The organism is Paenibacillus sp. V4I9 (genome assembly GCF_030817295.1).
Taxonomy (GTDB): domain Bacteria; phylum Bacillota; class Bacilli; order Paenibacillales; family NBRC-103111; genus Paenibacillus_E.
Window position 1 is genome coordinate 7,012,657 of the sequence record NZ_JAUSZE010000001.1, and the last position, 24,619, is coordinate 7,037,275.

Sequence of the window (24,619 nt, forward strand, 5' to 3'; positions counted from 1 at the left end):
ATCCTAGATTACTTCGTACGGCGACGTACAATGTATTTATCGGATGCTTTGCCTTTTTTACGAGTTTTGAAACCAAGCGTCGGTTTACCCCATGGTGACATAGGTGATTTACGTCCGATTGGTGCGCGTCCTTCACCACCACCGTGTGGGTGATCATTCGGGTTCATTACGACCCCACGAACTTGTGGACGATTGCCTTTCCAACGATTACGTCCTGCTTTACCGATTTTCACGAGCTCGTGATCTTCGTTACCAACAGAACCGATTGTTGCGCGGCAAACTTTAAGGACTTTACGAACTTCACCGGATGAAAGGCGAATGGTTACGTAAGTTTCTTCTTTACCAAGAAGTTGAGCTTCCGTACCGGCAGCGCGCACTAGTTGTGCACCTTTACCAGGCTTCAACTCAATGTTGTGGATAACTGTACCAACTGGAATGTTTTCCAATGGAAGAGCGTTACCTACTTTGATATCTGCTTGTGGTCCAGAAACGATACGATCGTCCACTTTAAGACCTTTAGGAGCGATGATGTATTTTTTCTCGCCATCAGCATAATGAATCAATGCGATGTTTGCGGAACGGTTAGGATCGTACTCAACTGTAGCAACGCGTCCTGGTATTCCATCTTTAGTACGTTTGAAATCGATGATACGGTATTTACGCTTGTGTCCACCACCATGGTGACGAACCGTAATTTTACCTTGGTTGTTACGACCAGCATGCTTGAACAGAGGAGCAAGCAATGATTTCTCCGGTGTTGATGTTGTTATTTCTTCAAAAGTAGAAACCGACATCGCACGTCGAGCTGGTGAGGTTGGTTTATATTTTTTAATTGGCACTCTGATTTCCTCCTTACTTCAAGAAATGGGTTATACCGATTCAAAGAATTCCAATTCTTTGCTTTCTGCGCTTAGGGACACGATAGCTTTCTTCCAGATGGAAGTGTAACCGGAGTGTTTGCCATAACGTTTAGGCTTAGCTGGCATTCTCAATGTGTTTACATTTGTAACTTTTACTTTGAAGATAGCTTCAATAGCTTGTTTAATTTCTGTTTTGTTAGCGCGAAGATCCACTTCGAAAACATACTTTTTGTTAGCCATTAGGTCGCTTGTACGCTCAGTGATGATCGGGCGCTTGATAATGTCGCGTGGATTTTTCATTGTGCAAGCACCTCCTCAACTTTCTGTACAGCTTCTTGTGTAATGATCAATTTGTCATATAACATGACATCAAGAACATTAACTCCATCAGCAGCAACAAATTTCACACCTGGGATATTACGAGCAGATAAAGCAACATTGGAGTCGTTAGCAACGCCTACAACTAATACTTTACGATCTACTTTCAGGTTGTTCAAAATAGCTACGAAATCTTTCGTTTTTGGAGCGTTCAATTGAAGCTGATCCAATACGATCAAGTTGTTATCGATAAGTTTCGAGGACAAAGCGGATTTGATCGCTAAGCGACGAACTTTTCTAGGCAATTTGAAACCATAGCTACGAGGTGTCGGTCCGAATACGGTACCGCCGCCTTTCCACTGTGGAGCACGAATACTACCTTGACGCGCACGACCTGTACCTTTTTGTTTCCAAGGTTTACGACCACCGCCACGAACTTCCGAACGACCTTTTGTTTTGTGTGTTCCTTGACGCACAGCTGCTTGTTGTAAAAGAACAGCTTCGTGGATCGCATGAACGTGAGGCTCAATTCCGAAAACAACGTCAGACAGTTCAACTTCTCCTACCTGAGCACCTGTTACATTATATAAAGCTACTTTTGGCATCTGTCTTCCTCCTTTCTTACTTTTTCACAGCAGACTTCACGCTAACGTAGCTGTTTCTAGGACCCGGAATGGAACCTTTAACTAGCAACACGTTACGCTCAGCATCTACTTTAATGATTTGCAGGTTTTGCAAAGTTACTGTTTCGTTACCCATGTGCCCTGGCAATTTCTTACCTTTAGGAACGCGGTTTGCTTGAATGGAACCCATGGAACCTGGACCGCGGTGATAACGTGATCCGTGAGCCATAGGGCCTGTGGATTGGTTATGTCTTTTGATGTTACCTTGGAAACCTTTACCTTTGGAAGTACCCGTTACATCAACGAATTCGCCCTCTGTAAACAGATCTGCTTTCAGTTCTTGACCAACTTCATAGTCACCCAACTGAATGCCACGAATTTCTTTAACGTAGCGCTTAGGCGTTGCCCCTGCTTTTTTCGCATGGCCAAGCTCTGGTTTAATGATTCTGCTAGCTTTCACATCATCAAAACCGATTTGGATCGACTCATATCCGTCGTTATCCACATCTTTCTTTTGCAGTACCACACATGGTCCCGCTTGAATGACAGTTACCGGAACTACATTACCCTCCGGAGTAAACAACTGTGTCATCCCAAGTTTTTTTCCTAAGATACCTTTCATCGTTGACACCTCATTTCCTTCCTAAACGTTCATTCTATAGTTGTTTTACAGTTTGATCTCAATATCAACGCCAGACGGTAAGTCTAAACGCATTAGAGCATCAACTGTTTGTGGTGTTGGATTCACAATATCGATAAGACGCTTATGCGTACGCATTTCGAATTGCTCACGCGAATCCTTGTACTTGTGCACCGCACGAAGAATCGTGATGATTTGCTTCTCTGTCGGAAGCGGAATCGGACCGGATACACCTGCACCGGAACGCTTGGCAGTTTCCACGATTTTCTCAGCTGATTGATCAATAATTCTGTGATCATAAGCTTTCAAACGGATACGAATTTTTTGCTTTGCCATGATAAGTCCCTCCTTCTATCGCCCAATTTATTATCGGACATACTCCGCGAAAATTCTCCAACAACCATCCCCATGGCAAAGGGGCCAGGTGTGTCGGCAACCTTTCGCATCATCGCAACGTCACAGACCAACGTTTTATATTATATAAAATTTGAAAACGAAAAGCAAGCGAAATTTTAGGCATATGCATAAAAAAAAACACCCACCGCCTAAACGGTGAGTGTTTCTTCTATATATAGGTATTACTTTTGAATTGTTGCAACCGCGCCCGCACCAACTGTACGTCCGCCTTCACGAATCGCGAAGCGTGTTCCTTCTTCGATTGCGATTGGGTTGATTAGTTCAACAGTAACAGTGATGTTATCACCAGGCATAACCATCTCAGTGCCTTCTGGAAGGGAGATGATACCCGTTACGTCAGTTGTACGGAAGTAGAACTGTGGACGGTAACCTGTGAAGAAAGGCTTATGACGGCCACCTTCTTCTTTAGTTAGAACGTAGATTTGTGCTGTGAAGTTCGTGTGTGGTTTAACTGAACCTGGTTTCGCAAGTACTTGTCCACGCTCGATATCTTTACGGTCTACACCACGAAGTAAAGCTCCAATGTTGTCACCAGCTTGAGCGGAATCAAGCAATTTACGGAACATCTCTACACCAGTTACGATGCATTTACGAGTTTCTTCAGCGATACCAACGATTTCAACTTCTTCTTGTACTTTAACAGTACCACGCTCAACACGACCAGTTGCAACTGTTCCACGACCAGTGATTGAGAATACATCCTCAACTGGCATAAGGAAAGGCTTGTCAGTTTGACGCTCAGGAGTTGGGATGTAAGTATCAACTTGTTCGAACAACTCGATGATTTTGTCAGCCCAAGGACCTTCTGGGTTAGCAAGAGCTTCACGAGCTGCACCACGGATGATTGGAGTATCATCGCCTGGGAACTCATATTCGTTAAGAAGGTCGCGAACTTCCATCTCAACCAATTCAAGCAACTCTTCGTCTTCAACCATATCACATTTGTTAAGGAATACTACGATGTAAGGTACGCCTACTTGACGGGAAAGAAGGATGTGCTCACGAGTTTGCGGCATAGGGCCGTCAGCTGCGGATACAACCAAGATCGCTCCGTCCATTTGAGCAGCACCAGTAATCATGTTTTTAACATAGTCAGCATGTCCTGGGCAGTCAACGTGTGCGTAGTGACGGTTAGGTGTTTCGTACTCAACGTGAGCTGTGGAGATTGTGATACCGCGCTCGCGCTCTTCTGGTGCTTTATCTATTTGGTCGAATGCTACTGCAGCTCCACCGTATCTTTTGGACAATACAGTTGTAATAGCTGCTGTCAAAGTTGTTTTACCATGGTCAACGTGACCGATAGTACCGATGTTAACATGCGGTTTGTTACGTTCAAATTTAGCCTTTGCCATTTTAAACGATTCCTCCTTAGAGTGACTAATAGTTTTATATTAAGCGCCTTTGCCTTTTGCAATAATTTCTTCTGCAATGGACTTAGGTACTTCTTCATAATGCGAAAGTTCCATGGAGTAAACACCACGGCCTTGTGTTCTCGAACGAAGTGTTGTGGAATATCCAAACATTTCGGACAAAGGCACCTTAGCACGAATGACTTGTGCTCCATGACGGCTATCCATACCTTCAATGCGTCCACGACGGGAGTTAAGGTCGCCCATAACATCGCCCATGTACTCTTCTGGTACAGTAACTTCAACCTTCATGATTGGCTCAAGAAGAACCGGTTTACATTTTTCTTTAGCTGCTTTAAGTGCCATGGAACCCGCGATTTTGAACGCCATTTCATTGGAGTCAACATCATGGTAAGATCCATCAACAACTGTAGCTTTGATATCCACAAGAGGGAATCCTGCGATTACACCATTCTTCATGGACTCTTCGATACCAGCTTGAATAGGTGCGATGAATTCTCTAGGAATAGACCCGCCCACAACTTTGTTTTCGAAGATAAAGCCTACGCCAGCTTCTTGTGGTTCGAACTCAACCCAACAATGTCCGTATTGACCACGACCACCGGATTGACGAACGAATTTACCTTCAACTTTAGCTGCCGCACGGAATGTTTCACGATAAGCAACTTGTGGTTTACCTACATTGGTTTCAACTTTAAACTCACGAAGCATACGGTCAACGAGGATCTCAAGGTGAAGCTCACCCATACCTGCGATGATCGTTTGTCCTGTTTCTTCGTCTGTAGAAGCACGGAAAGTAGGATCTTCTTCAGCAAGTTTTTGCAATGCGATACCCATTTTATCTTGATCGGCTTTCGTTTTCGGTTCAACAGCAAGCTGGATAACCGGTTCAGGGAAGACCATTCTCTCAAGAATAACTGGGTTTTTCTCATCACAAAGTGTATCACCAGTTGTTGTATCTTTCAATCCAACAGCCGCGGCAATATCACCTGCATATACAATGCTGATTTCTTGACGTGCGTTCGCATGCATTTGTAGAATACGACCAACACGCTCACGTTTTCCTTTTGTTGCGTTAACAACGTAGGAACCGGAGTTCAAGGTACCAGAGTAAACACGGAAGAACGTAAGACGACCAACGAAAGGATCTGTCATGATTTTAAACGCAAGCGCTGAGAAAGGTTGATCATCAGCAGACTTACGAACCACTTCAGTACCATCGTCAAGCACACCTTTAATGTCAGGTACATCAAGAGGGGATGGCAGGTAGTTAATAACTGCATCCAACATCAATTGAACACCTTTGTTTCTGTAAGAAGACCCTACGATAACTGGGAAGATTTTCACTTCGCAAACACCTTTACGTAGAGCTGCTTTGATCTCATCAACAGTGATTTCTTCGCCTTCGAGATATTTCATAGTAAGCTCTTCATCAAGCTCAGCAACTTTCTCGATCAATTCCAAACGAAGCTCAGCAACTTGATCTTTGAACTCAGCAGGAATTTCGATTTTCTCGATGTCCTTACCAAGATCATCTTTGTACATATAAGCAACTTCATCAACCAAGTCAATGATGCCTTTGAAATCATTCTCAGCACCGATCGGAAGTTGAATAGCTACTGCATTTGCACCAAGTTTTTGACGCATGGATTCAACAACTTGCAAGAAGTCTGCACCGATGATATCCATTTTGTTTACGTAAGCAATCCGTGGAACGTTGTATTTATCAGCTTGTCTCCAAACTGTTTCCGATTGAGGCTCAACGCCCTCTTTCGCACTAAATACACCAACTGCTCCATCCAACACACGAAGGGAACGCTCTACCTCAACGGTAAAGTCAACGTGCCCCGGGGTATCAATAATATTGATGCGGTGACCTTCCCATTGCGCAGTTGTAGCGGCGGAAGTAATCGTGATTCCACGTTCTTGTTCCTGCTCCATCCAGTCCATCGTAGCTGCACCTTCGTGCACTTCTCCGATTTTGTGAACTTTACCTGTATAGTACAGAATGCGCTCTGTTGTTGTCGTTTTACCAGCATCGATATGAGCCATGATCCCGATATTACGTGTGTTTTTTAAGGAGAACTCTCTAGCCATAGGTCGTTATGTCTCCTTTCTGATATTGATTTAGAATTCTACCAACGATAGTGAGCGAATGCTTTATTAGCTTCAGCCATTTTGTGTGTATCTTCACGTTTCTTAACGGAAGAGCCAGTGCTGTTGCTAGCATCGATGATTTCATAAGCCAATCTTTCTTCCATCGTCTTCTCACCACGTAGACGTGAGTAGTTTACCAACCAACGCAAGCCTAATGTCGAACGACGATCAGGTCTTACTTCGATAGGTACTTGATAGTTCGCTCCACCAACACGGCGAGCTTTAACTTCTAGCACTGGCATAATGTTTTTGATAGCTGCTTCGAACACTTCCATCGGCTCTTTACCTGTACGATCTTTCACGAGGTTAAAAGCGTTGTATAAAATGGACTGTGCTACCCCTCTTTTTCCATCAATCATGATACGATTGATAAGACGAGTGACAAGTTTGCTATTATAAATTGGATCTGGCAATACGTCTCTGCGAGTAACTGGACCTTTACGAGGCATAGTTATCCCCCTTTCTTATAAGAATCATCCCTGATTATTATCTCTTATTTTTTAACTTTCGGACGTTTTGTACCGTATTTGGAACGGGATTGCTTACGGTTGTTAACACCGGAAGTATCCAGCGCGCCACGTACGATGTGATAACGTACCCCTGGAAGATCTTTAATTCTACCTCCACGGATCAATACAACACTGTGTTCTTGCAGGTTGTGACCGATACCTGGAATGTAAGCTGTCACCTCTACGCGGTTCGTTAAACGAACACGTGCATATTTACGAAGTGCGGAGTTAGGCTTCTTAGGAGTCATAGTACCTACACGCGTGCAGACACCACGTTTTTGAGGTGCACTCAAATCCGTTGCTTCTCTTTTCAAAGCGTTAAAACCTTTTTGCAAAGCTGGTGATTTAGACTTATCCACCTTCGCTTGACGACCTTTACGTACTAGTTGGTTAATTGTTGGCATATCGCCACCTCCTCCCTACATTCATAACATGATGTTCTTCTTGCAAGCCCACAGATCCAGGCGAGTCATAAATGAGCAAAGAGAAAGTCCTTGCCATGGATAGCTGCAAAAAGTTACAAGAACTTATGTAGGCTATAGCCACTAACAAAAACGTCTTTAGCGCTTATTCATTTACAACAGCTGCTACCGCAGCTCCAACTTCAATTCCACATGCTTTACCTAGCATCTTCATAGAATCAACATAGGTAACAGGTACACCCTTCTGCATACAGAGAGTTACCAGATTTATCGTCAATCGCGGATCTGCATCTTTGGAAACAAAAACTTCGACTGCCTTACCTTGTTCGACTGTTTTTGTAACTTTCTTCGTACCTACTCTTATATTCTCCGCCTGTTTGACTTTATCATAAGACATAAGGCACCCCCTTCAAAGAAAAGGAAAGAATATCGACTTAGGCACACTACGATATATTAGCACTTTGATCTCCGGGTGTCAAGGAATAACTTCTTATATTTTATTATTCTTACTAGATTAGTAAAAGTATATCAAAAGGGACAGCACACTTCATAATAAAGTGGCCATCCCTCATGATTACATAGCGAATCTATTCAACAGTGACAGTTTCTTTTTCAAGATCCTCGTCTTGTACAAGAACTTCGTTCGGATCCGTAATACGGATGTTCCGGTAACGAGGCATACCTGTACCTGCAGGAATAAGTTTACCGATAATAACGTTCTCCTTAAGACCAAGCAATTGGTCAACCTTGCCTTTAATCGCTGCATCCGTCAAGACACGTGTCGTTTCTTGGAAAGACGCTGCAGATAGGAAGGAATCGGTCTCTAGGGACGCTTTAGTAATACCGAGCAAGATAGGTCTTGCAACAGCAGGCTCACTACCAGCGAACAAGGCTACTTTGTTGGCTGCTTCATATTCATGAATGTCTACGAAGGAACCAGGAAGAAGCGTTGTATCTCCAGCGTCAACGATACGGATTTTCCGCAGCATTTGGCGAACCATAACTTCGATATGTTTATCGTTAATTTCTACCCCTTGATTACGATACACGCGTTGAACCTCTTGCAGAATGTAGTTCTGCACGCCGCGGATACCTTTGATACGGAGCATTTCCTTCGGATCGATAGAACCGTCAGTCAACTCGTCTCCAGCTTCCACTTGTTGATTCAATGAAACACGTACACGTGAACCGTAAGGAACTGCGTATACTTTCGATTCCGCTTCGCCTTGAACTTCAATCTCACGACGATCTTTGGCTTCACGAATTTCTTTGACCGTACCATCAATCTCAGAAATGATCGCTTGACCTTTCGGATTCCGAGCTTCGAAGAGCTCTTGAATACGCGGCAAACCTTGCGTAATATCATCTCCGGCAACACCACCGGTATGGAACGTACGCATCGTCAACTGTGTTCCTGGCTCACCGATGGATTGAGCAGCGATAATACCTACTGCTTCACCAACCTCAACAAATTGGCCAGTCGCTAAGTTACGACCGTAACATTTCTTACAAACACCATGATTGGTGCGGCAGCTAAGAACGGAACGAATTTGAAGTTTCTCGATACCTGCTTCAATAATTGTATCTGCAATACCCGATTCGATAAGTTCATTGCGTTGAACAATGACTTCACCTGTTTTCGGATGACGAAGGGTTTCATAAGCATAACGACCCTCAATACGGTCATAGAGATCTTCAATAACCTCTTTACCATCTTGAATTTTGCTAACCATGAAGCCTTTATCTGTTCCACAATCATCTTCGCGAACAATAACATCTTGTGCAACGTCAACGAGACGACGAGTCAGGTAACCGGAGTCAGCAGTACGTAGCGCTGTATCGGCAAGACCTTTACGCGCTCCGTGCGTTGAAATAAAGTACTCCAAGATTGTCAAACCTTCACGAAAATTCGACTTAATTGGCAACTCCATAATTTTACCAGATGGATTCGCCATCAAACCACGCATACCGCCAAGCTGTGTAATCTGTGATTTATTACCCCGGGCTTTGGATTCAACCATCATGCTAATAGAGTTGTATTTATCAAGGGATTTCATCAAAATATCTGTGATTTCATCCTTCGCTTTACTCCAGATCGCAATAACACGGTCATAACGCTCTTCATCTGTAATCAAACCACGGCGGTATTGGTTCGTAACTACACGTACTTTCTCTTCACATTCTTTGAGGATTGCTACTTTTTCAGTAGGAACAACAACGTCAGAGACAGCTACGGTAATACCCGCTTTGGTGGAGTACGTGAATCCAAGCTCTTTAATTTTATCAAGGATCATGGACGTTTGAGTTGTGTGGTATTTACGGAAACACTCAGCAATGATAGAACCGAGATATTCTTTACCTACCGCTTTGTTCTCTTCACGTTCCAACATAATAGCTCTAAGATCAGCACCTTTTTCGAACACAAAGTGAGCATCAGGAATCCCGTTCAGCAGGTTCGTTTTGGTTGGTTCATTAATGAATGGAAAGTCGCTAGGGAAAATCTCATTCATAATGATTTTGCCGATCGTCGTGATCAAGATTGCATTTTGCTGTTTCTCAGTGAAACTAACTTTGTTCAATGCTCTTGCAGGAATAGCAACCCGTGCGTGTAGGGCCATTTTGCCCGATTGATAAGACGATACTGCCTCATGTACTGTTCTAATAATAGAACCAGCACCCTTAGCGAATTTGTTGTCTGTTGTTAAATAGAAGCTTCCCAGAACCATATCCTGTGAAGGCGTAACAACAGGCTTACCGTCTTTCGGATTCAAAATGTTACCTGACGCCAGCATGAGCAAGCGAGCTTCGGCTTGAGCTTCAGAAGACAATGGTACGTGAACGGCCATTTGGTCACCGTCGAAGTCAGCGTTGTAAGCTGTACAAACGAGCGGATGAAGCTTAATCGCGCGGCCTTCAACCAGAATCGGTTCAAAAGCTTGAATACCAAGTCTATGCAGCGTAGGGGCACGGTTCAGAAGAACCGGATGCTCCTTAATTACTTCTTCAAGAACATCCCAAACATCTGGGCTTACGCGCTCAACTTTACGTTTTGCACTTTTGATGTTATGGGCCAAACCTTTATTCACAAGCTCTTTCATCACGAAAGGCTTGAACAACTCAAGTGCCATTTCCTTCGGAAGACCACATTGGTACATCTTCAGGTTAGGACCTACAACGATAACGGAACGACCGGAGTAGTCAACACGTTTACCGAGCAAGTTTTGACGGAAACGTCCTTGTTTACCTTTCAGCATATGGCTGAGGGATTTCAAAGGACGGTTACCAGGGCCTGTTACCGGACGGCCGCGACGACCGTTGTCGATAAGAGCATCAACCGCTTCTTGCAGCATCCGTTTCTCATTTTGAACAATGATATCCGGAGCGCCTAGGTCGAGCAATCGCTTCAAACGGTTGTTACGGTTGATAACGCGGCGATACAGATCATTCAAGTCAGAAGTCGCGAAGCGGCCACCATCGAGCTGTACCATCGGACGAAGCTCTGGAGGGATGACTGGAAGTACATCCAGAACCATCCAACCCGGTAAATTCTTCGAGTTACGGAAAGCTTCCATAACTTCCAAACGCTTAATCGCACGATTACGACGTTGACCTTGCGCTGTTTTGAGTTCTTCTTTGAGTGTATCTACTTCACGCTCGATATCAATGTCGATTAGAAGCTTTTTAACGGCTTCCGCACCCATTCCCGCTTGGAAAGCATAACCGTACTTCTCGCGATAGCTGCGGTATTCTTTCTCGGAAAGCAGTTGTTTCTTCTCCAAAGGCGTATCCCCTGGATCAGTTACCACATAGGAAGCGAAGTAGATAATTTCCTCCAACGATCTTGGAGACATATCTAACGCAAGTCCCATACGGCTTGGAATACCTTTGAAGTACCAAATGTGAGATACCGGAGCTGCAAGTTCAATATGACCCATGCGCTCACGACGTACCTTTTGACGTGTTACTTCAACGCCACAACGGTCACAAACAACGCCTTTATAACGAACTCGTTTGTATTTACCGCAATGACATTCCCAATCTTTGGTAGGCCCGAAGATCTTTTCGCAGAAAAGACCTTCTTTCTCAGGCTTTAAGGTTCTGTAGTTAATCGTTTCCGGCTTCTTTACTTCCCCACGGGACCAAGAGCGAATTTTATCGGGTGATGCCAAGCCGATTTTCATAAACTCGAAGTTGTTAACGTCCATCAAGGAGCAACCCTCCTTTAAGAATTTAAACCCACTATGCAGTGAATCGTTCTCGATCTATTGTGGTGTTCTTTATTCGTTGACTCCTAATTCAGAGCCCTCTAAGTTTAGGTTTAATTTATCGCTAGTGACTTCGTCGTCATCGTCGGCTTCTCTCATTTCGATCTCTTCTTCGTCGCCGGAAAGGATTTTAACATCCATACCTAAGCTTTGAAGCTCTTTGATCAAAACTTTGAATGATTCCGGAACACCTGGCTCTGGAACATTCTCGCCTTTAACGATAGACTCATATGTTTTCACACGGCCTACAACGTCATCGGACTTCACAGTAAGAATTTCTTGCAGTGTATAAGCAGCTCCATAAGCCTCGAGTGCCCATACCTCCATCTCCCCGAAACGTTGTCCACCGAACTGCGCTTTACCACCCAGCGGCTGCTGAGTAACAAGGGAGTAAGGTCCTGTTGAACGGGCATGGATTTTATCATCAACCATGTGCGCCAGTTTAATCATGTACATGACACCAACGGTAACTTCGCGTTCGAACGACTCACCTGTACGACCATCGTACAGAATCGTTTTACCGCTACGCTGCATACCTGCTTCTTCCATCGCATCGAACACGTCATACTCACGCGCTCCATCGAATACTGGCGTTGCTGCATGGATACCCAGGTACTTGGAAGCCATACCTAAGTGAACTTCAAGAACTTGACCGATATTCATCCGTGAAGGAACCCCTAGTGGATTCAATACAACTTCAACCGGTGTACCATCTGGAAGGAAAGGCATATCTTCTTCCGGAAGAATACGTGCAACTACCCCTTTATTACCGTGACGTCCCGCCATTTTATCGCCTTCGGAAATTTTCCGTTTTTGTGCGATATAGACACGAACGAGTTGGTTCACACCAGGAGGCAGCTCATCGCCGTTCTCACGAGTAAATACTTTCACATCAACAACGATACCATCTGTACCATGCGGTACGCGAAGGGATGTATCGCGAACCTCACGAGCCTTCTCACCGAAGATTGCATGCAGCAATCTTTCTTCCGCTGTCAGCTCTGTTACACCTTTAGGTGTTACTTTACCAACAAGGATATCGCCTGCGCCGATTTCGGCACCGACACGGATAATACCGCGCTCGTCAAGATTTTTCAGTGCATCTTCCCCAACGTTCGGAATATCACGTGTGATTTCTTCAGGTCCCAGCTTCGTATCACGAGCTTCGGACTCGTACTCCTCGATGTGAATAGAAGTGTATACATCTTCTTTCACAAGCTTTTGGCTAAGCAAGATCGCATCCTCGTAGTTGTAACCTTCCCAAGTCATGAAAGCTACGACAACGTTACGTCCAAGCGCCAATTCACCTTGCTCTGTTGAAGGTCCGTCAGCAAGAATATCGCCCGCTTTAACCAATTGGCCTTTTTTGACAATCGGGCGTTGATTAATGCACGTACCTTGATTAGAACGCATAAATTTGTGGAGTTTATATTTGACGATGTTGCCGCTAACCAGTTTGCCATCGACCAATTCTTGGCGACGTAACCAAATTTCGTTCGCAGCAGCTTTCTCAATAATTCCATCGAATTTGGAGACAATACATACTCCAGAGTCTTTAGCGACCTTATGTTCCATACCTGTGCCTACAAGAGGTGCTTTCGGGATCAAAAGCGGAACCGCTTGACGCTGCATGTTTGAACCCATAAGCGCACGGTTGGAGTCATCATTTTCAAGGAACGGAATTAACGCCGTTGCCACGGAAACAACTTGCTTCGGAGAAACGTCCATGTAATCGACACGTTCAACCGGAAGTGTTAAGTTGTCATCCTTATAACGAACGATAATTGCGTCTTCAACGAATTTATTATCTTCCGTCAATTGTGCATTCGCCTGAGCGATAACATAGTTATCCTCTTCGTCTGCTGTCAGGTAAGCGATTTGGTCGGTTACAAGTCCTGACTTCGGATCTACCCAACGATATGGCGCCTCAATGAAGCCATACTCATTGATACGAGCAAACGTAGACAAGGAGTTGATCAAACCAATGTTCGGTCCCTCTGGCGTCTCAATTGGACACATACGGCCATAGTGAGAGTGATGCACGTCACGAACTTCCATACCTGCGCGTTCTCTCGTCAAACCGCCGGGTCCGAGTGCTGATAGACGTCTTTTGTGCGTCAATTCAGCAAGTGGATTCGTTTGGTCCATAAACTGAGAAAGCTGGGAGCTACCGAAGAACTCTTTGATCGATGCGATAACAGGTCGAATGTTGATTAATGCTTGCGGAGTAATCACATTCGCGTCTTGAATCGACATACGTTCACGAACAACACGCTCCATACGGGAAAGACCAATACGGAATTGATTTTGCAGCAATTCACCTACAGAACGTAGTCTACGGTTACCCAAGTGGTCAATATCATCCGTATTTCCGATACCGTGAAGCAAATTGATGAAATAGTTAATGGATGAAATAATATCGGCAGGCGTGATGTTTTTGACAGTTTTATCAATAACACCGTTAGAAATAACTTTTACGACCTTGCCCTCTTCTGTTGGTGAATAAACGTTGATGCACTGAACCGGAATCGTATCCGCACCCGTTACACCTTTAGGAATCGTAAATTCTTGATATCCTGCACCTTTTTCAATAAAAGGAAGGATTTCATCTAGCACACGACGATCAAGCAGTTGCCCAGCTTCTGCAATGATTTCTCCAGTCTCGGAGTCCACCAGTGTTTCAGCCAAACGTTGATTGAACAATCTATTTTTGATGTGAAGTTTTTTATTGATTTTGTAGCGACCTACATTGGCCAAATCGTAACGCTTCGGATCAAAGAAACGAGCAACGATCAAGCTTCTAGCATTATCTAGTGTAGGAGGCTCACCCGGACGAAGTCGCTCATAGATTTCGATTAACGCTTTTTCCGTAGAATCCGTGTTATCTTTATCGAGCGTATTACGGATGTATTCATTATCACCGAGCAAATCCAAAATCTCAGCATCTGTACCAAATCCTAAGGAACGAAGAAGGACAGTTACTGGAATTTTACGCGTGCGATCGATACGAACATAGATGATATCTTTCGCATCAGTCTCAAGCTCTAACCAGGCTCCACGGTTCGGAATGACGGTTGCGGTATATGTTTTTTTGCCGTTTTTATCCACTTTCGTGCTATAATAAACACTGGGTGAACGAACGAGCTGGGAGACGATTACACGCTCCGCACCGTTAATAATGAACGTTCCCGTGTCAGTCATGATAGGGAAATCCCCCATGAACACTTCTTGTTCTTTGACCTCACCGGTTTCCTTATTAATCAAACGGACTTTGACTCTTAACGGCGCCGCATAGGTTACGTCGCGTTCTTTGGATTCATCAACTGAATACTTAGGCTCGCCTAAGCTATAGTCAATAAACTCCAGTACTAGGTTACCTGTAAAATCCTGGATCGGAGAGATATCCTGAAACATCTCGCGAAGTCCTTCTTCCAAAAACCACTCATACGATTTTTGCTGGATTTCAATCAGGTTTGGAATGCCCAGCACCTCATTAATTCGTGCATAAGTCCTGCGTTTACGTCGTCCAAATTGAACAAGATGTCCCGCCAACTTTCATTCACCCCTCAACTCTACTCAATAAATAAAAAGAAGAAGAAAAACTTCTACCGACGTACACTCAGGACGCCTCCGTTAGTGGAGCCCGTCCGAATTAAGCGACTGTATGAAGGAAGGTTTTTCCCTGTAATCAATAAGACTTTTCCAAATATTTCTTCCCATCCTGTTAGAGTTTCCTAAAATTCAAACATTATACGTTACAAGTTCAAATTTTATTCATCCCGGAAGAAAAAAACACTTGACATTTTTGTTAACTAAAGACATGTGTCCCATCTTAATACTGACATTTTTTAATAATACCACATTTGAAATGTCAAGTCAAACAAATTCCCTCGATTGTAACAAAACCTCTAACAAGGCCATTCATGGATGAGTGATCACATTTAATGAGAAGAGACTTTGGTCTCGACTACTTCGTGGCTTTGAGAATTTTGTACCCTTTATCTTTGGATACCTCAGTAACTTCATTGTACAAAGACTCGAGTTTTTTCATGGCCGATGGAGCACCCTGCTTTTTTTGAATAACAACCCAGATAGACCCGCCGTCAACTAAACAATCATAAGTCTCTGTAAAAATGCGATGAACGACTTCCTTGCCGGCACGAATCGGTGGATTGGTTAAAACAGCGTCAAAACGCTGCTCCTTTACTTGTTCCAAGAGATCACTTTGGAGGATGGTCACATTCGTAATTCCGTTACGCTTCGCATTATCAATAGAAAGCTCAATCGCTCTCTCATTGATATCAACCATTGTCACATGCCCTTTCGGACACATCACAGCAGCGCTTAGCCCAATAGGACCGTAACCACACCCGACATCAAGAACCTTAGCATCCTCGCGCAGCTGCATGGTTTCAATTAAATGCTTACTACCATAATCGACACCTTTTTTCGAAAAGACTCCCGCATCCGTCAGGAACGTATATGTTTTGCCACGCAGCACTTCTTGCATAGTGTGAACATCTCGTTTAACCGTCGGACGCGCCGTATAGTAATGCTCTGACACGTTATGAATTCCTCCTCCACTTTTACCTTTAGGAAAATCAAATAACGAGAGCGTTCCTAAGGCTTTCCTAAGGGTAAAAACCTCATCTTATAACGGTTAAAAAAACCTCTTGAAGTCAAGCTTCAAGAGGTTTCCTATTGAAAGATTACTTAACTTCTACGGATGCGCCAGCTTCTGTAAGCTTAGCTTTAACAGCTTCTGCTTCTTCGGAGCTAACTTTTTCTTTAACTGCTTTAGGAGCGCCATCAACCAAGTCTTTCGCTTCTTTCAGGCCAAGACCTGTGATTTCGCGAACTACTTTAATTACGTTGATTTTGGATGCGCCAGCGCTAGTCAAGATAACGTCAAACTCAGTTTGAGCTTCTTCAACTGCTACTGCTGCGCCACCGCCAGCTGCTACTGGAGCTGCTGCTGTTACGCCAAACTCTTCTTCAATTGCTTTAACCAGGTCGTTCAATTCCAAGATTGTCATGCCTTTGATTGCTTCTAGGATCGTTGCATTGTTGCTCATGGTTAAACCTCCATTATCATTCATATATTTTGTGGTTGTTGTTGTAAAACAAAATTAAGCTTGACCTTCAGCTTCTTTTTTCTCAGCAACTGCTTTAACAGCAAGTGCAAAGTTACGAACTGGAGCTTGAAGAACGCTAAGCAACATGGAGAGAAGACCATCTCTGGATGGAAGTTCAGCAAGTGCTTTGATTTGATCGTATCCAACTACGCGGCCTTCGACCACGCCGCCTTTTACGCTCAATTGATCATTCTTTTTCGCAAATTCAGTCAAGATTTTCGCTGGAGCGACTAGATCGTCATTGCTGAAAGCAATAGCAGTTGGACCTGTTAGGTACTCATCCAATGCGCTTAATTCAGCATTTGCTGATGCGCGTCTAGCCAACGAGTTCTTGAGAACTACGAATTCAATACCAGCTTCGCGCAAGGTTTTACGCAGCTGTGTTACTTGAGCTACGTTCAAACCGCGGTAGTCTGCTATGATTGTAGAAGCACTAGCTTTGAACTTTTCAGTTACTTCAGCTACTGCTTGTTCTTTCTGTGCAAGAATTTTCGCGTTTGCCATAGTACACCTCACTTCTTATGCATTTATCTTTCAAGATCGCAAACAGTAGGAGCATCAGCATTCCTTATTAAAATAAGAAATGCCTTCGTAGACGCTACGAAGGCATGATGTGTTCACTATTTCCCTGATGTACAAAGAAATCGCTATATATATCATAACACCTCGGTAGGAAATTAAGCACGTTGGCACCTACTGTCTACGGTTTGCATATTCATTTTTATGACCTTTGATAGAGTATCACGCCCAGCAACCGAAGTCAACTGGTAGCTTTTACTTATCTGAAGGATGACAGGTTCACACGAACACTAGGTCCCATTGTCGAAGATACAGCAATGTTTTTCAGGTAAACACCTTTAGCAGCTGCTGGTTTCGCTCTAACAAGCGCATCAACCAATGCTTTGAAGTTTTCGTTCAACTTATCCGCATCGAAAGATACTTTACCAAGTGGAGCATGGATTTGTCCTGCTTTGTCAAGACGGTATTCGATTTTACCAGCTTTGATCTCCTGAACAGCTTTGGTAACGTCGAAAGTAACTGTTCCTGCTTTAGGGTTTGGCATTAAACCTTTACCCCCGAGGATACGACCCAGTTTACCAACTTCACTCATCATGTCTGGAGTAGCTACGCAAACGTCAAATTCGAACCAACCTTGTTGAATTTTGTTGATCATATCAGCATCACCAACAAAATCTGCACCAGCTGCTTCAGCTTCTTTCGCTTTCTCGCCTTTGGCAAATACAAGTACACGTTTCGTTTTACCAGTACCGTGTGGAAGTACAACGACACCACGAACAGCCTGATCTTGTTTTCTTGGGTCAACACCCAGACGAACTGCAACATCTACAGTTTCATCAAATTTAGCAGGAGCTGTTTTCTTAACAAGCTCGATTGCTTCTGACGGATCATACAAGGCTTCAGCGTCAACAAGCTGAGATACCTCGCGGTATTTTTTACCGTGTTTAGGCATTTTAAATATCCTCCTTAGTGGTATTAGCGGATAATCCTCCCACCGAGCGGCTGAAGAGTTTTCACAGAGAAAACTCACTTCGTAAGCTTAGCTTACCGTTTAACCGCATTCCTTGCGGAATTAATCTTCGATGACGATTCCCATGCTGCGAGCAGTACCTTCAACCATACGCATTGCAGCCTCAACGGATGCAGCATTTAGGTCAGGCATTTTTTGTTCAGCGATTTCGCGAACTTTTGCGCGTTTCACAGTTGCAACTTTCTTTTTGTTTGGTTCACCGGATCCTTTTTCGATACCAGCAACGACGCGAAGAAGAACTGCAGCCGGAGGCGTTTTAGTGATGAATGTAAAGGAACGATCCTCGAATACTGTGATTTCAACCGGAATGATAAGACCAACTTGATCAGCAGTACGAGCGTTAAACTCTTTACAGAAAGCCATAATGTTCACACCTGCTTGACCCAATGCTGGACCGATCGGTGGTGCTGGATTTGCTTTCGCAGCTTGAACTTGAAGCTTCACGATTTTAATAACCTTTTTTGCCATGATAGACACCTCCTTGCATAGAATATAGGGATCTTTGATGGAATCAAAGTCTCTCTACTTTGGGATTTGCTATCCATCCCACTAACGAAGGTCTATCCCGAGGAATAGACCTGGTAGAAACCCTTGGTTGTCTTGTTTTATAGCTTTTCCACTTGGTCGAAATCGAGCTCAAGCGGGGTTTCTCTACCAAACATGTTGACATGCACCTTAAGTTTACCCTTGTCAGCAACAATTTCTTCAACAGAGCCGACAAAGTTTGCGAAAGGTCCCACCTTGACGCGTACGGTTTCTTTGAGTTCGAAGTCGATTTTCTCCTTCGGCTCTTCCATACCCATATGCTTCAGGATAGATTCAACTTCCTCAGGTAATAATGCAGTCGGTTTAGAGCCGGATCCAGTAGAACCTACGAATCCAGTTACTCCTGGCGTATTACGTACAACATACCAAGAGTCATCCGTTTGAATCATTTCTACGAGGACATAACCTGGATAAACTTTACGCATGACGACTTTTTTCTTGCCGTCTTTGTTTACCAGTTCTTCTTCCATAGGCACAAGCACACGGAAGATCTTGTCCGTCATTTCCATAGATTCAACGCGTTTCTCTAAGTTGGCTTTCACTTTGTTCTCATACCCTGAATAGGTATGTACGACGTACCATCTTTTTTCCATGAATAAATTCACCTATAGTCCTGTTTATTTAAAAACAAGGCGCAGCAACTCAGAAATTCCTAGATCCAGCACAAAAAAATAGATGGCAACAAAAGCTACAGTACCCAATACGACAAGCGTATAGGTAGTCATCTCTTTGCGACTTGGCCACTTGACCTTTTTGAGTTCTGACCAACTGTCGGTGAAGAAGGAAAAAGTGGATCCGAAGCTTTGTCTCATTCTAGCCAAGAACGCCACAAACTACACCTCCAAAGAACTACCTAGTCTCGCGATGAGCAGTATGTTCATTGCAAAATTTGCAATATTTCTTCAACTCAATACGGTCGGGATTGTTGCGCTTATTTTTAGTGGATGCATAGTTTCTTTGTTTGCAATTTGTGCACGCTAATGTGATGATGACCCGCATGATGTACACCTCCTACAGACACTTTCTAATTAAAGCCCTTCTAAGCGCGTCAAAAAGAAAGCGACTTTTAGGGCTACCTGAAATACTTTATCACAACCCGTAATAGGGTGTCAAGGCAGAAGTCTCATAAATGCGAGAGTATCATCAGTATAGACTCCCTAGACAATTGTTAAACATTCTCCCAAAGAAAAACACCCGCACAGCTTAAGCGGCGCGGGTACTTCCTACAAATCTCGGACTTCTAGATAACGTTCAAGCTTGCGTTTAACACGTTGAAGAGCATTATCAATAGACTTCACATGACGATCGAGATCAACGGCAATTTCTTGATACGATCTGCCATCGAGATAGAGCATCAGTACCCTGCGCTCTAGGTCACTTAATATCTCTCCCATTTTATCTTCAAGGCCCGTAAACTCTTCTTGATTGATTACAAGCTCCTCAGGATCTGTAACCCGGGAACCGCTAATAACGTCAAGCAGCGTACGATCAGAATCTTCATCATAGATAGGCTTGTCCAATGACACGTAGGAATTAAGAGGAATGTGCTTCTGACGCGTTGCTGTTTTGATCGCCGTGATGATCTGCCGCGTGATGCACAGTTCAGCAAAGGCTTTGAATGAAGCAAGCTTGTCTCCTCGGAAGTCGCGAATAGATTTATATAAACCTATCATACCTTCCTGCACAATGTCTTCTCGGTCTGCACCTATCAAAAAATAAGAACGTGCTTTGGCACGTACGAAATTCTTATATTTGTTGATAAGGTATTCCAACGCTTCGCTACTGCCTTCACGGACTGCTTCGACGATGTCTTCATCTGGCTTGAGGTCATAATCATACATTCTCAGTTCTTTGAGGTCGACACTCACCAACAATCCCTCCGGCCTGCAGGACTACCCAGATTCACAATAAAAGTTTAGGTTAAGTATACATGAAGAAAACTCACACCGTCAACGGGGAACCGCACCATTTCTAGCATTTGGAGGATTCACTCTCCTCTTCGCCACCGCTCGAACTGCTCTTTGAGCTCATGGCTCAGTTTACTTTCGAACGGATTACGCTTGGATGAAGATTCAGGATGAATGCGTTCTCGCACTTCTTTGCGATTCTGTTTGATTTTGACTAGCAGTTCACCAGCGGGCATCCGAAGAGCTCCTTTACCGAAAATGACATGCTGCTCAATCATATCCGAGGTGGCTACGTAGATCTGCTTACGTCTTCCCATCAGATTCGTGACCAGGCGTTCGATCCGTTCATCTGCCGTTTCCTTCTCTTTGGTATAGAGTACTATAAGCTTACTCTGCACATATTTCTTACCAAGTCCCGGTACCATATAGGCATCAAAAACAAGGTACACCTTCATACCCGAGTAGGATTGATACTCAGCCAGCATATGAATTAACTGATCGCGAGCGCCCTCCAGATCCGTGTCCTTCAGCTTACTCAACTCCGGCCAAGCGCCGATAATATTGTAGCCATCAACAATCAGAAATTGTTCCATTTCATTTAACTCTTATTACGCTGTCTAACCACTTCATACATCAATACACCCGCGGCAACGGACGCATTCAAAGAATTCACATGTCCCGCCATCGGAAGCTTAACTAAGAAGTCACATTTCTCTTTAATTAATCGCCCCACACCTTTACCTTCATTACCGATAACAAGTGCTATTGGAATACTAAAGTTAGCTTTATACACGTCTTGAGCAGCGGTTACATCCGTTCCAGCGACCCAGACTCCCTGTTCCTTCAATTTCTCAATCGTCTGTGCGATATTCGTCACACGTGCAACGGGAACATATTCAACAGCCCCAGCTGAAGTCTTGGAAACCGTAGCCGTAAGTCCGACGGAACGACGTTTGGGAATAATGACGCCATGTACACCTGTGCAGTCTGCTGTTCGCAGGATCGAACCCAGATTATGCGGATCCTCGATCTCATCAAGAATCAGGATAAATGGTTCTTGCCCGAGCTCTTTGGCCTTAGCTAGAATATCTTCTACTTCGACATACTCATAGGCAGCAACTTGCGCTACAACCCCTTGGTGTTGAAGTCCTTCAGCCATTTGATCCAGCTTGCGCTTGTCCGTAAACTGAACAATAATGCCTACATTTTTGGCTTCCGCTACAATAGGACCTGCGAATTGCTTCTGAGCACTTTCTGCGATCCATATTTTATTAATCGTCCGACCTGCACGAAGCGCCTCCAGAACGGAGTGCTTCCCGCCGATATATTCTTCATCCATTCCTGTTCCTCCTAAAAGTTTTGCTTGAACAATACGATCACCTTTAGATTAAGCTACTTGTTCTGCTTGAAAGAAATCGCAAAGTCTAATATTTCCTTTAATCTCTCAAAAGATTGTTTATAGTACAAATATCCGATTAAGCACTCAAACGCGGTGCTGTGCCGGTATTCCAGCACTTCCGCGTTTTTGGCTGTAGTTCCTGATTTGGCATTGCGTCCCCGCTTCACCATGTCTACTTCTTCTTCCGATAGCATAGGCATCAAAGCCTCCAACAATTTGGATTGTGCTTTGGCTGAGACATATCCTGTCGATGCTTTGTGCAAATGGTTCGGCCGATGGTTAGCTCCAGAAATGACATATTGTCTGATGTACACTTCATATACAGCATCCCCTATATAAGCCAATACAAGCGGATTTAGTAAATGAGGACTTTTAGAAGGCGGAAAAATAAAAAGGTTCGCAGCATCATGGATGGACTCGCTCATTTACGGCGCCAGCGTATTCCCTGTGGTGTATCCTCAAGGAATATCCCTTTCTCTGTGAGCAGATCACGAATTTCATCCGCGCGGGTCCAGTTCTTCGACTTACGCGATTCAGTCCGTTCGATAATCAACTGCTCAATCTCTTCATCTAACAGCTCATCCGTTTGCTGCGAAAGAATCCCTAAGGTTTGATCGAATGCTTGCAGCTGATCCAAGAAAAGCTGCAGCGCGGCAGCATTTACCCGCTCCTGCTGCAGGTACAGGTTCGCTTCAGCAACAAGGTCGAATACCGCTGTAATAGCATCCGGAGTATTGAAATCGTCATTCATCTTATCATCAAACTGGCTCGCAATCGCAGCCAAGCGATCCGTTAATGCTGATTCTATTTCGCTAGTCGCAGAAGCAGTAGTAAGTCGGTGCTTCAAGTTGTCATAAGCATTCTGGATACGCTCTAACGCATTAGAGGCTTGTTTCAAGCTCTCATCGCTGAAATTCAGCGGATTGCGATAGTGCGCGGACAACATGAAAAAACGGAAAACTTGCGGCTTGATTTGTTTAACTAGATCACGAATAAGAATCCCGTTGCCAAGTGACTTGGACATCTTCTCATTGTCAATGTTAAGGAATGCATTGTGCATCCAATAGTTAGCCATTGGATGACCTGTTACAGCTTCCGTCTGAGCGATTTCACACTCATGATGCGGGAAGGTCAAATCTTGTCCGCCACCGTGTATATCAATCGTTTCACCCAAATATTTGCGTACCATGGCGGAGCATTCGATATGCCAGCCTGGACGGCCTTGGCCCCATGGACTATCCCAAAAAATTTCTCCCGGTTTGGCCGCTTTCCACAGAACAAAATCCTGAGGACTCTCTTTGCGATCGTCTACTTCAATACGGATACCGTATTGGAGCTCTTCCAGATTTTGATTGGATAACTTACCATACTCAGCAAATTTGCTTGTTCGGTAATAAACGTCACCGCGGGCTTCGTACGCGAAATCTTTCTCAACGAGAGCAGCAATGAAATCGATAATTTCCTGGATGTTCTCTGTCACACGCGGATTCAAGGTAGCATCGTGAACGCCAAGGGTTTTGACGTCATCCAAAAAGGCTTGAATGAATGTTTCTGCAAGCTCTGGAACGGTAACAGCCAACTCCTCGGCTTTACGAATCATTTTATCATCCACATCGGTAAAGTTCGTAATATAGGTTACTTCATACTTCTGAGATTCCAAATAGCGACGTACAACATCAAAGAAAATAACCGGTCTGCCGTTACCAATATGAATATAGTTATACACAGTAGGCCCCGCAAACGTACATCTTCACTTTGCCTGGTTCAATTGGAACGAATTCTTCTTTTTTCCGCGTTAGCGTATTATACACTCTGAGTGTCATGTTCTCTCGTTTCTCCATTCTTAAGGCGTTCTTGTTCAAGTTGTTGTTTTAAATCATTAATCTGATTCTGTAATTCCTGAAATATATCAACAATGGGATCAGGTAAGTTCCCATGGTCCAAACGATTCACACGAACCCCGTCCCGCTTCACAAGTTTAGCAGGGATCGTGACGACGGTGCTATTTGAAGGAACTTCCTGAATGACTACCGCATTAGAACCAATACGTGAATTTTCGCCTACAAGGAAAGAACCGAGAATTTTGGCACCAGAGCCAATAACTACATTATTGCCAATAGTTGGATGTCTCTTACCTTTTTCTTTACCCGTCCCCCCTAAGGTTACGCCTTGGTATAGGATGACATCGTCGCCAATCTCACAGGTTTCACCGATAACAACACCCATGCCGTGATCAATAAACAGCCTTTTCCCTATCGTTGCACCCGGATGAATCTCAATACCTGTCATGAACCGGCTCCACTGCGATACAATACGAGCGATTGTATACATCCCCCGCTTGTAAAACCAATGGCCGATTCGATGAGACCAAATCGCATGAAGCCCAGAATACGTAAAAACAACCTCAAACCAGCTGCGTGCAGCCGGGTCGTTATCGAATACGGCGGATATATCAGATTTGATCGTTGCCCACATGTTCTCACCTTCTCCGTAGAAAATCAT

The 24,619-nt window shown here is 44.0% G+C and carries 25 protein-coding genes, 1 pseudogene and 1 other annotated feature; all 26 genes and pseudogenes read right to left on the reverse strand.

The features are described from left to right. Nucleotides 1-8 precede the first annotated feature (8 nt). The 26 genes and pseudogenes from rplB to cysE all read right to left on the reverse strand — a co-directional run bounded on the left by rplB (nt 9) and on the right by cysE (nt 24,592). Complete coding sequence (gene rplB, locus QFZ81_RS32310) at nt 9-839, reverse strand: 50S ribosomal protein L2 (RefSeq protein ID WP_028557492.1); 831 nt, start codon at nt 837-839, stop codon at nt 9-11. A gap of 30 nt (nt 840-869) precedes the next feature. After that, complete coding sequence (rplW, locus tag QFZ81_RS32315; RefSeq protein ID WP_028557493.1) at nt 870-1,160, reverse strand: 50S ribosomal protein L23; 291 nt, start codon at nt 1,158-1,160, stop codon at nt 870-872. Beyond that, nucleotides 1,157-1,783 carry a 50S ribosomal protein L4 gene (rplD, locus tag QFZ81_RS32320; RefSeq protein WP_029196462.1) on the reverse strand — a complete coding sequence of 209 codons (627 nt, stop codon included), beginning with the start codon at nt 1,781-1,783 and terminating at the stop codon, nt 1,157-1,159. The genes rplW and rplD overlap by 4 nt, the downstream gene beginning before the upstream one ends. A gap of 16 nt (nt 1,784-1,799) precedes the next feature. After that, a complete protein-coding gene (gene rplC, locus QFZ81_RS32325) occupies nt 1,800-2,423 on the reverse strand; it encodes a 50S ribosomal protein L3 (protein WP_028557495.1) in 624 nt (207 codons plus the stop codon). 45 nt (nt 2,424-2,468) lie between these two features. Continuing rightward, nucleotides 2,469-2,777 carry a 30S ribosomal protein S10 gene (rpsJ, locus tag QFZ81_RS32330; RefSeq protein ID WP_028557496.1) on the reverse strand — a complete coding sequence of 103 codons (309 nt, stop codon included), beginning with the start codon at nt 2,775-2,777 and terminating at the stop codon, nt 2,469-2,471. 242 nt (nt 2,778-3,019) lie between these two features. Then, nucleotides 3,020-4,210 (reverse strand): elongation factor Tu, encoded by a 1,191-nt coding sequence (tuf, locus tag QFZ81_RS32335; RefSeq protein WP_047683193.1) that lies wholly within the window; start codon nt 4,208-4,210, stop codon nt 3,020-3,022. Between the two features lie 39 nt (nt 4,211-4,249). Beyond that, the gene (gene fusA, locus QFZ81_RS32340; RefSeq protein ID WP_307437828.1) at nt 4,250-6,325 is read right to left on the reverse strand and encodes an elongation factor G; all 2,076 of its coding nucleotides are present in this window, start codon (nt 6,323-6,325) and stop codon (nt 4,250-4,252) included. A 38-nt stretch (nt 6,326-6,363) separates the two neighbouring features. Beyond that, nucleotides 6,364-6,834, reverse strand: coding sequence for a 30S ribosomal protein S7 (gene rpsG, locus QFZ81_RS32345; RefSeq protein WP_047683198.1), 471 nt, complete (start codon nt 6,832-6,834; stop codon nt 6,364-6,366). Between the two features lie 44 nt (nt 6,835-6,878). Beyond that, nucleotides 6,879-7,298 (reverse strand): 30S ribosomal protein S12, encoded by a 420-nt coding sequence (gene rpsL / locus QFZ81_RS32350; protein ID WP_028557500.1) that lies wholly within the window; start codon nt 7,296-7,298, stop codon nt 6,879-6,881. A 163-nt stretch (nt 7,299-7,461) separates the two neighbouring features. Next, on the reverse strand, nt 7,462-7,713 hold the full coding sequence (locus tag QFZ81_RS32355) for a ribosomal L7Ae/L30e/S12e/Gadd45 family protein (RefSeq protein ID WP_307437824.1): 252 nt from the start codon (nt 7,711-7,713) through the stop codon (nt 7,462-7,464). A gap of 190 nt (nt 7,714-7,903) precedes the next feature. Next, the gene (gene rpoC / locus QFZ81_RS32360) at nt 7,904-11,524 is read right to left on the reverse strand and encodes a DNA-directed RNA polymerase subunit beta' (protein WP_307437819.1); all 3,621 of its coding nucleotides are present in this window, start codon (nt 11,522-11,524) and stop codon (nt 7,904-7,906) included. A gap of 69 nt (nt 11,525-11,593) precedes the next feature. Beyond that, on the reverse strand, nt 11,594-15,133 hold the full coding sequence (rpoB, locus tag QFZ81_RS32365; RefSeq protein WP_047683204.1) for a DNA-directed RNA polymerase subunit beta: 3,540 nt from the start codon (nt 15,131-15,133) through the stop codon (nt 11,594-11,596). A 415-nt stretch (nt 15,134-15,548) separates the two neighbouring features. Further along, on the reverse strand, nt 15,549-16,145 hold the full coding sequence (locus tag QFZ81_RS32370; RefSeq protein ID WP_307605954.1) for a class I SAM-dependent methyltransferase: 597 nt from the start codon (nt 16,143-16,145) through the stop codon (nt 15,549-15,551). Between the two features lie 145 nt (nt 16,146-16,290). Further along, nucleotides 16,291-16,656 (reverse strand): 50S ribosomal protein L7/L12, encoded by a 366-nt coding sequence (rplL, locus tag QFZ81_RS32375; RefSeq protein WP_029196469.1) that lies wholly within the window; start codon nt 16,654-16,656, stop codon nt 16,291-16,293. Between the two features lie 54 nt (nt 16,657-16,710). Beyond that, nucleotides 16,711-17,220, reverse strand: coding sequence for a 50S ribosomal protein L10 (rplJ, locus tag QFZ81_RS32380; protein ID WP_307437811.1), 510 nt, complete (start codon nt 17,218-17,220; stop codon nt 16,711-16,713). 65 nt (nt 17,221-17,285) lie between these two features. Further along, nucleotides 17,286-17,440 (reverse strand) — a sequence feature (ribosomal protein L10 leader region). Between the two features lie 54 nt (nt 17,441-17,494). Beyond that, nucleotides 17,495-18,187 (reverse strand): 50S ribosomal protein L1, encoded by a 693-nt coding sequence (gene rplA / locus QFZ81_RS32385; RefSeq protein ID WP_307437809.1) that lies wholly within the window; start codon nt 18,185-18,187, stop codon nt 17,495-17,497. Nucleotides 18,188-18,307: 120 nt separating this feature from the next. Continuing rightward, on the reverse strand, nt 18,308-18,733 hold the full coding sequence (rplK, locus tag QFZ81_RS32390; protein ID WP_028557508.1) for a 50S ribosomal protein L11: 426 nt from the start codon (nt 18,731-18,733) through the stop codon (nt 18,308-18,310). 137 nt (nt 18,734-18,870) lie between these two features. Beyond that, nucleotides 18,871-19,404, reverse strand: a complete 534-nt coding sequence (gene nusG / locus QFZ81_RS32395) for a transcription termination/antitermination protein NusG (protein WP_029196473.1) — start codon at nt 19,402-19,404, stop codon at nt 18,871-18,873. A gap of 24 nt (nt 19,405-19,428) precedes the next feature. Then, a complete protein-coding gene (gene secE / locus QFZ81_RS32400; RefSeq protein ID WP_029196474.1) occupies nt 19,429-19,641 on the reverse strand; it encodes a preprotein translocase subunit SecE in 213 nt (70 codons plus the stop codon). Nucleotides 19,642-19,660: 19 nt separating this feature from the next. Next, nucleotides 19,661-19,810 carry a 50S ribosomal protein L33 gene (gene rpmG, locus QFZ81_RS32405; protein ID WP_079418041.1) on the reverse strand — a complete coding sequence of 50 codons (150 nt, stop codon included), beginning with the start codon at nt 19,808-19,810 and terminating at the stop codon, nt 19,661-19,663. Between the two features lie 224 nt (nt 19,811-20,034). Then, nucleotides 20,035-20,679 (reverse strand): RNA polymerase sporulation sigma factor SigH, encoded by a 645-nt coding sequence (sigH, locus tag QFZ81_RS32410; RefSeq protein WP_028557511.1) that lies wholly within the window; start codon nt 20,677-20,679, stop codon nt 20,035-20,037. Between the two features lie 119 nt (nt 20,680-20,798). Further along, nucleotides 20,799-21,311: an NYN domain-containing protein gene (locus QFZ81_RS32415; protein WP_307437794.1), complete on the reverse strand. Its 513-nt coding sequence runs from the start codon at nt 21,309-21,311 to the stop codon at nt 20,799-20,801. A gap of 5 nt (nt 21,312-21,316) precedes the next feature. Then, nucleotides 21,317-22,057 carry a 23S rRNA (guanosine(2251)-2'-O)-methyltransferase RlmB gene (gene rlmB / locus QFZ81_RS32420; protein WP_057304275.1) on the reverse strand — a complete coding sequence of 247 codons (741 nt, stop codon included), beginning with the start codon at nt 22,055-22,057 and terminating at the stop codon, nt 21,317-21,319. A 53-nt stretch (nt 22,058-22,110) separates the two neighbouring features. Then, entirely contained in the window at nt 22,111-22,542 is a 432-nt protein-coding gene (locus QFZ81_RS32425; protein WP_307605956.1) for a Mini-ribonuclease 3, read from the reverse strand. Then, nucleotides 22,539-23,940: pseudogene (gene cysS / locus QFZ81_RS32430) on the reverse strand (cysteine--tRNA ligase). The gene QFZ81_RS32425 and the pseudogene cysS overlap by 4 nt, the downstream one beginning before the upstream one ends. Continuing rightward, nucleotides 23,921-24,592: a serine O-acetyltransferase gene (gene cysE / locus QFZ81_RS32435; protein WP_246321031.1), complete on the reverse strand. Its 672-nt coding sequence runs from the start codon at nt 24,590-24,592 to the stop codon at nt 23,921-23,923. The pseudogene cysS and the gene cysE overlap by 20 nt, the downstream one beginning before the upstream one ends. Between the last annotated feature and the right edge of the window lie 27 nt (nt 24,593-24,619).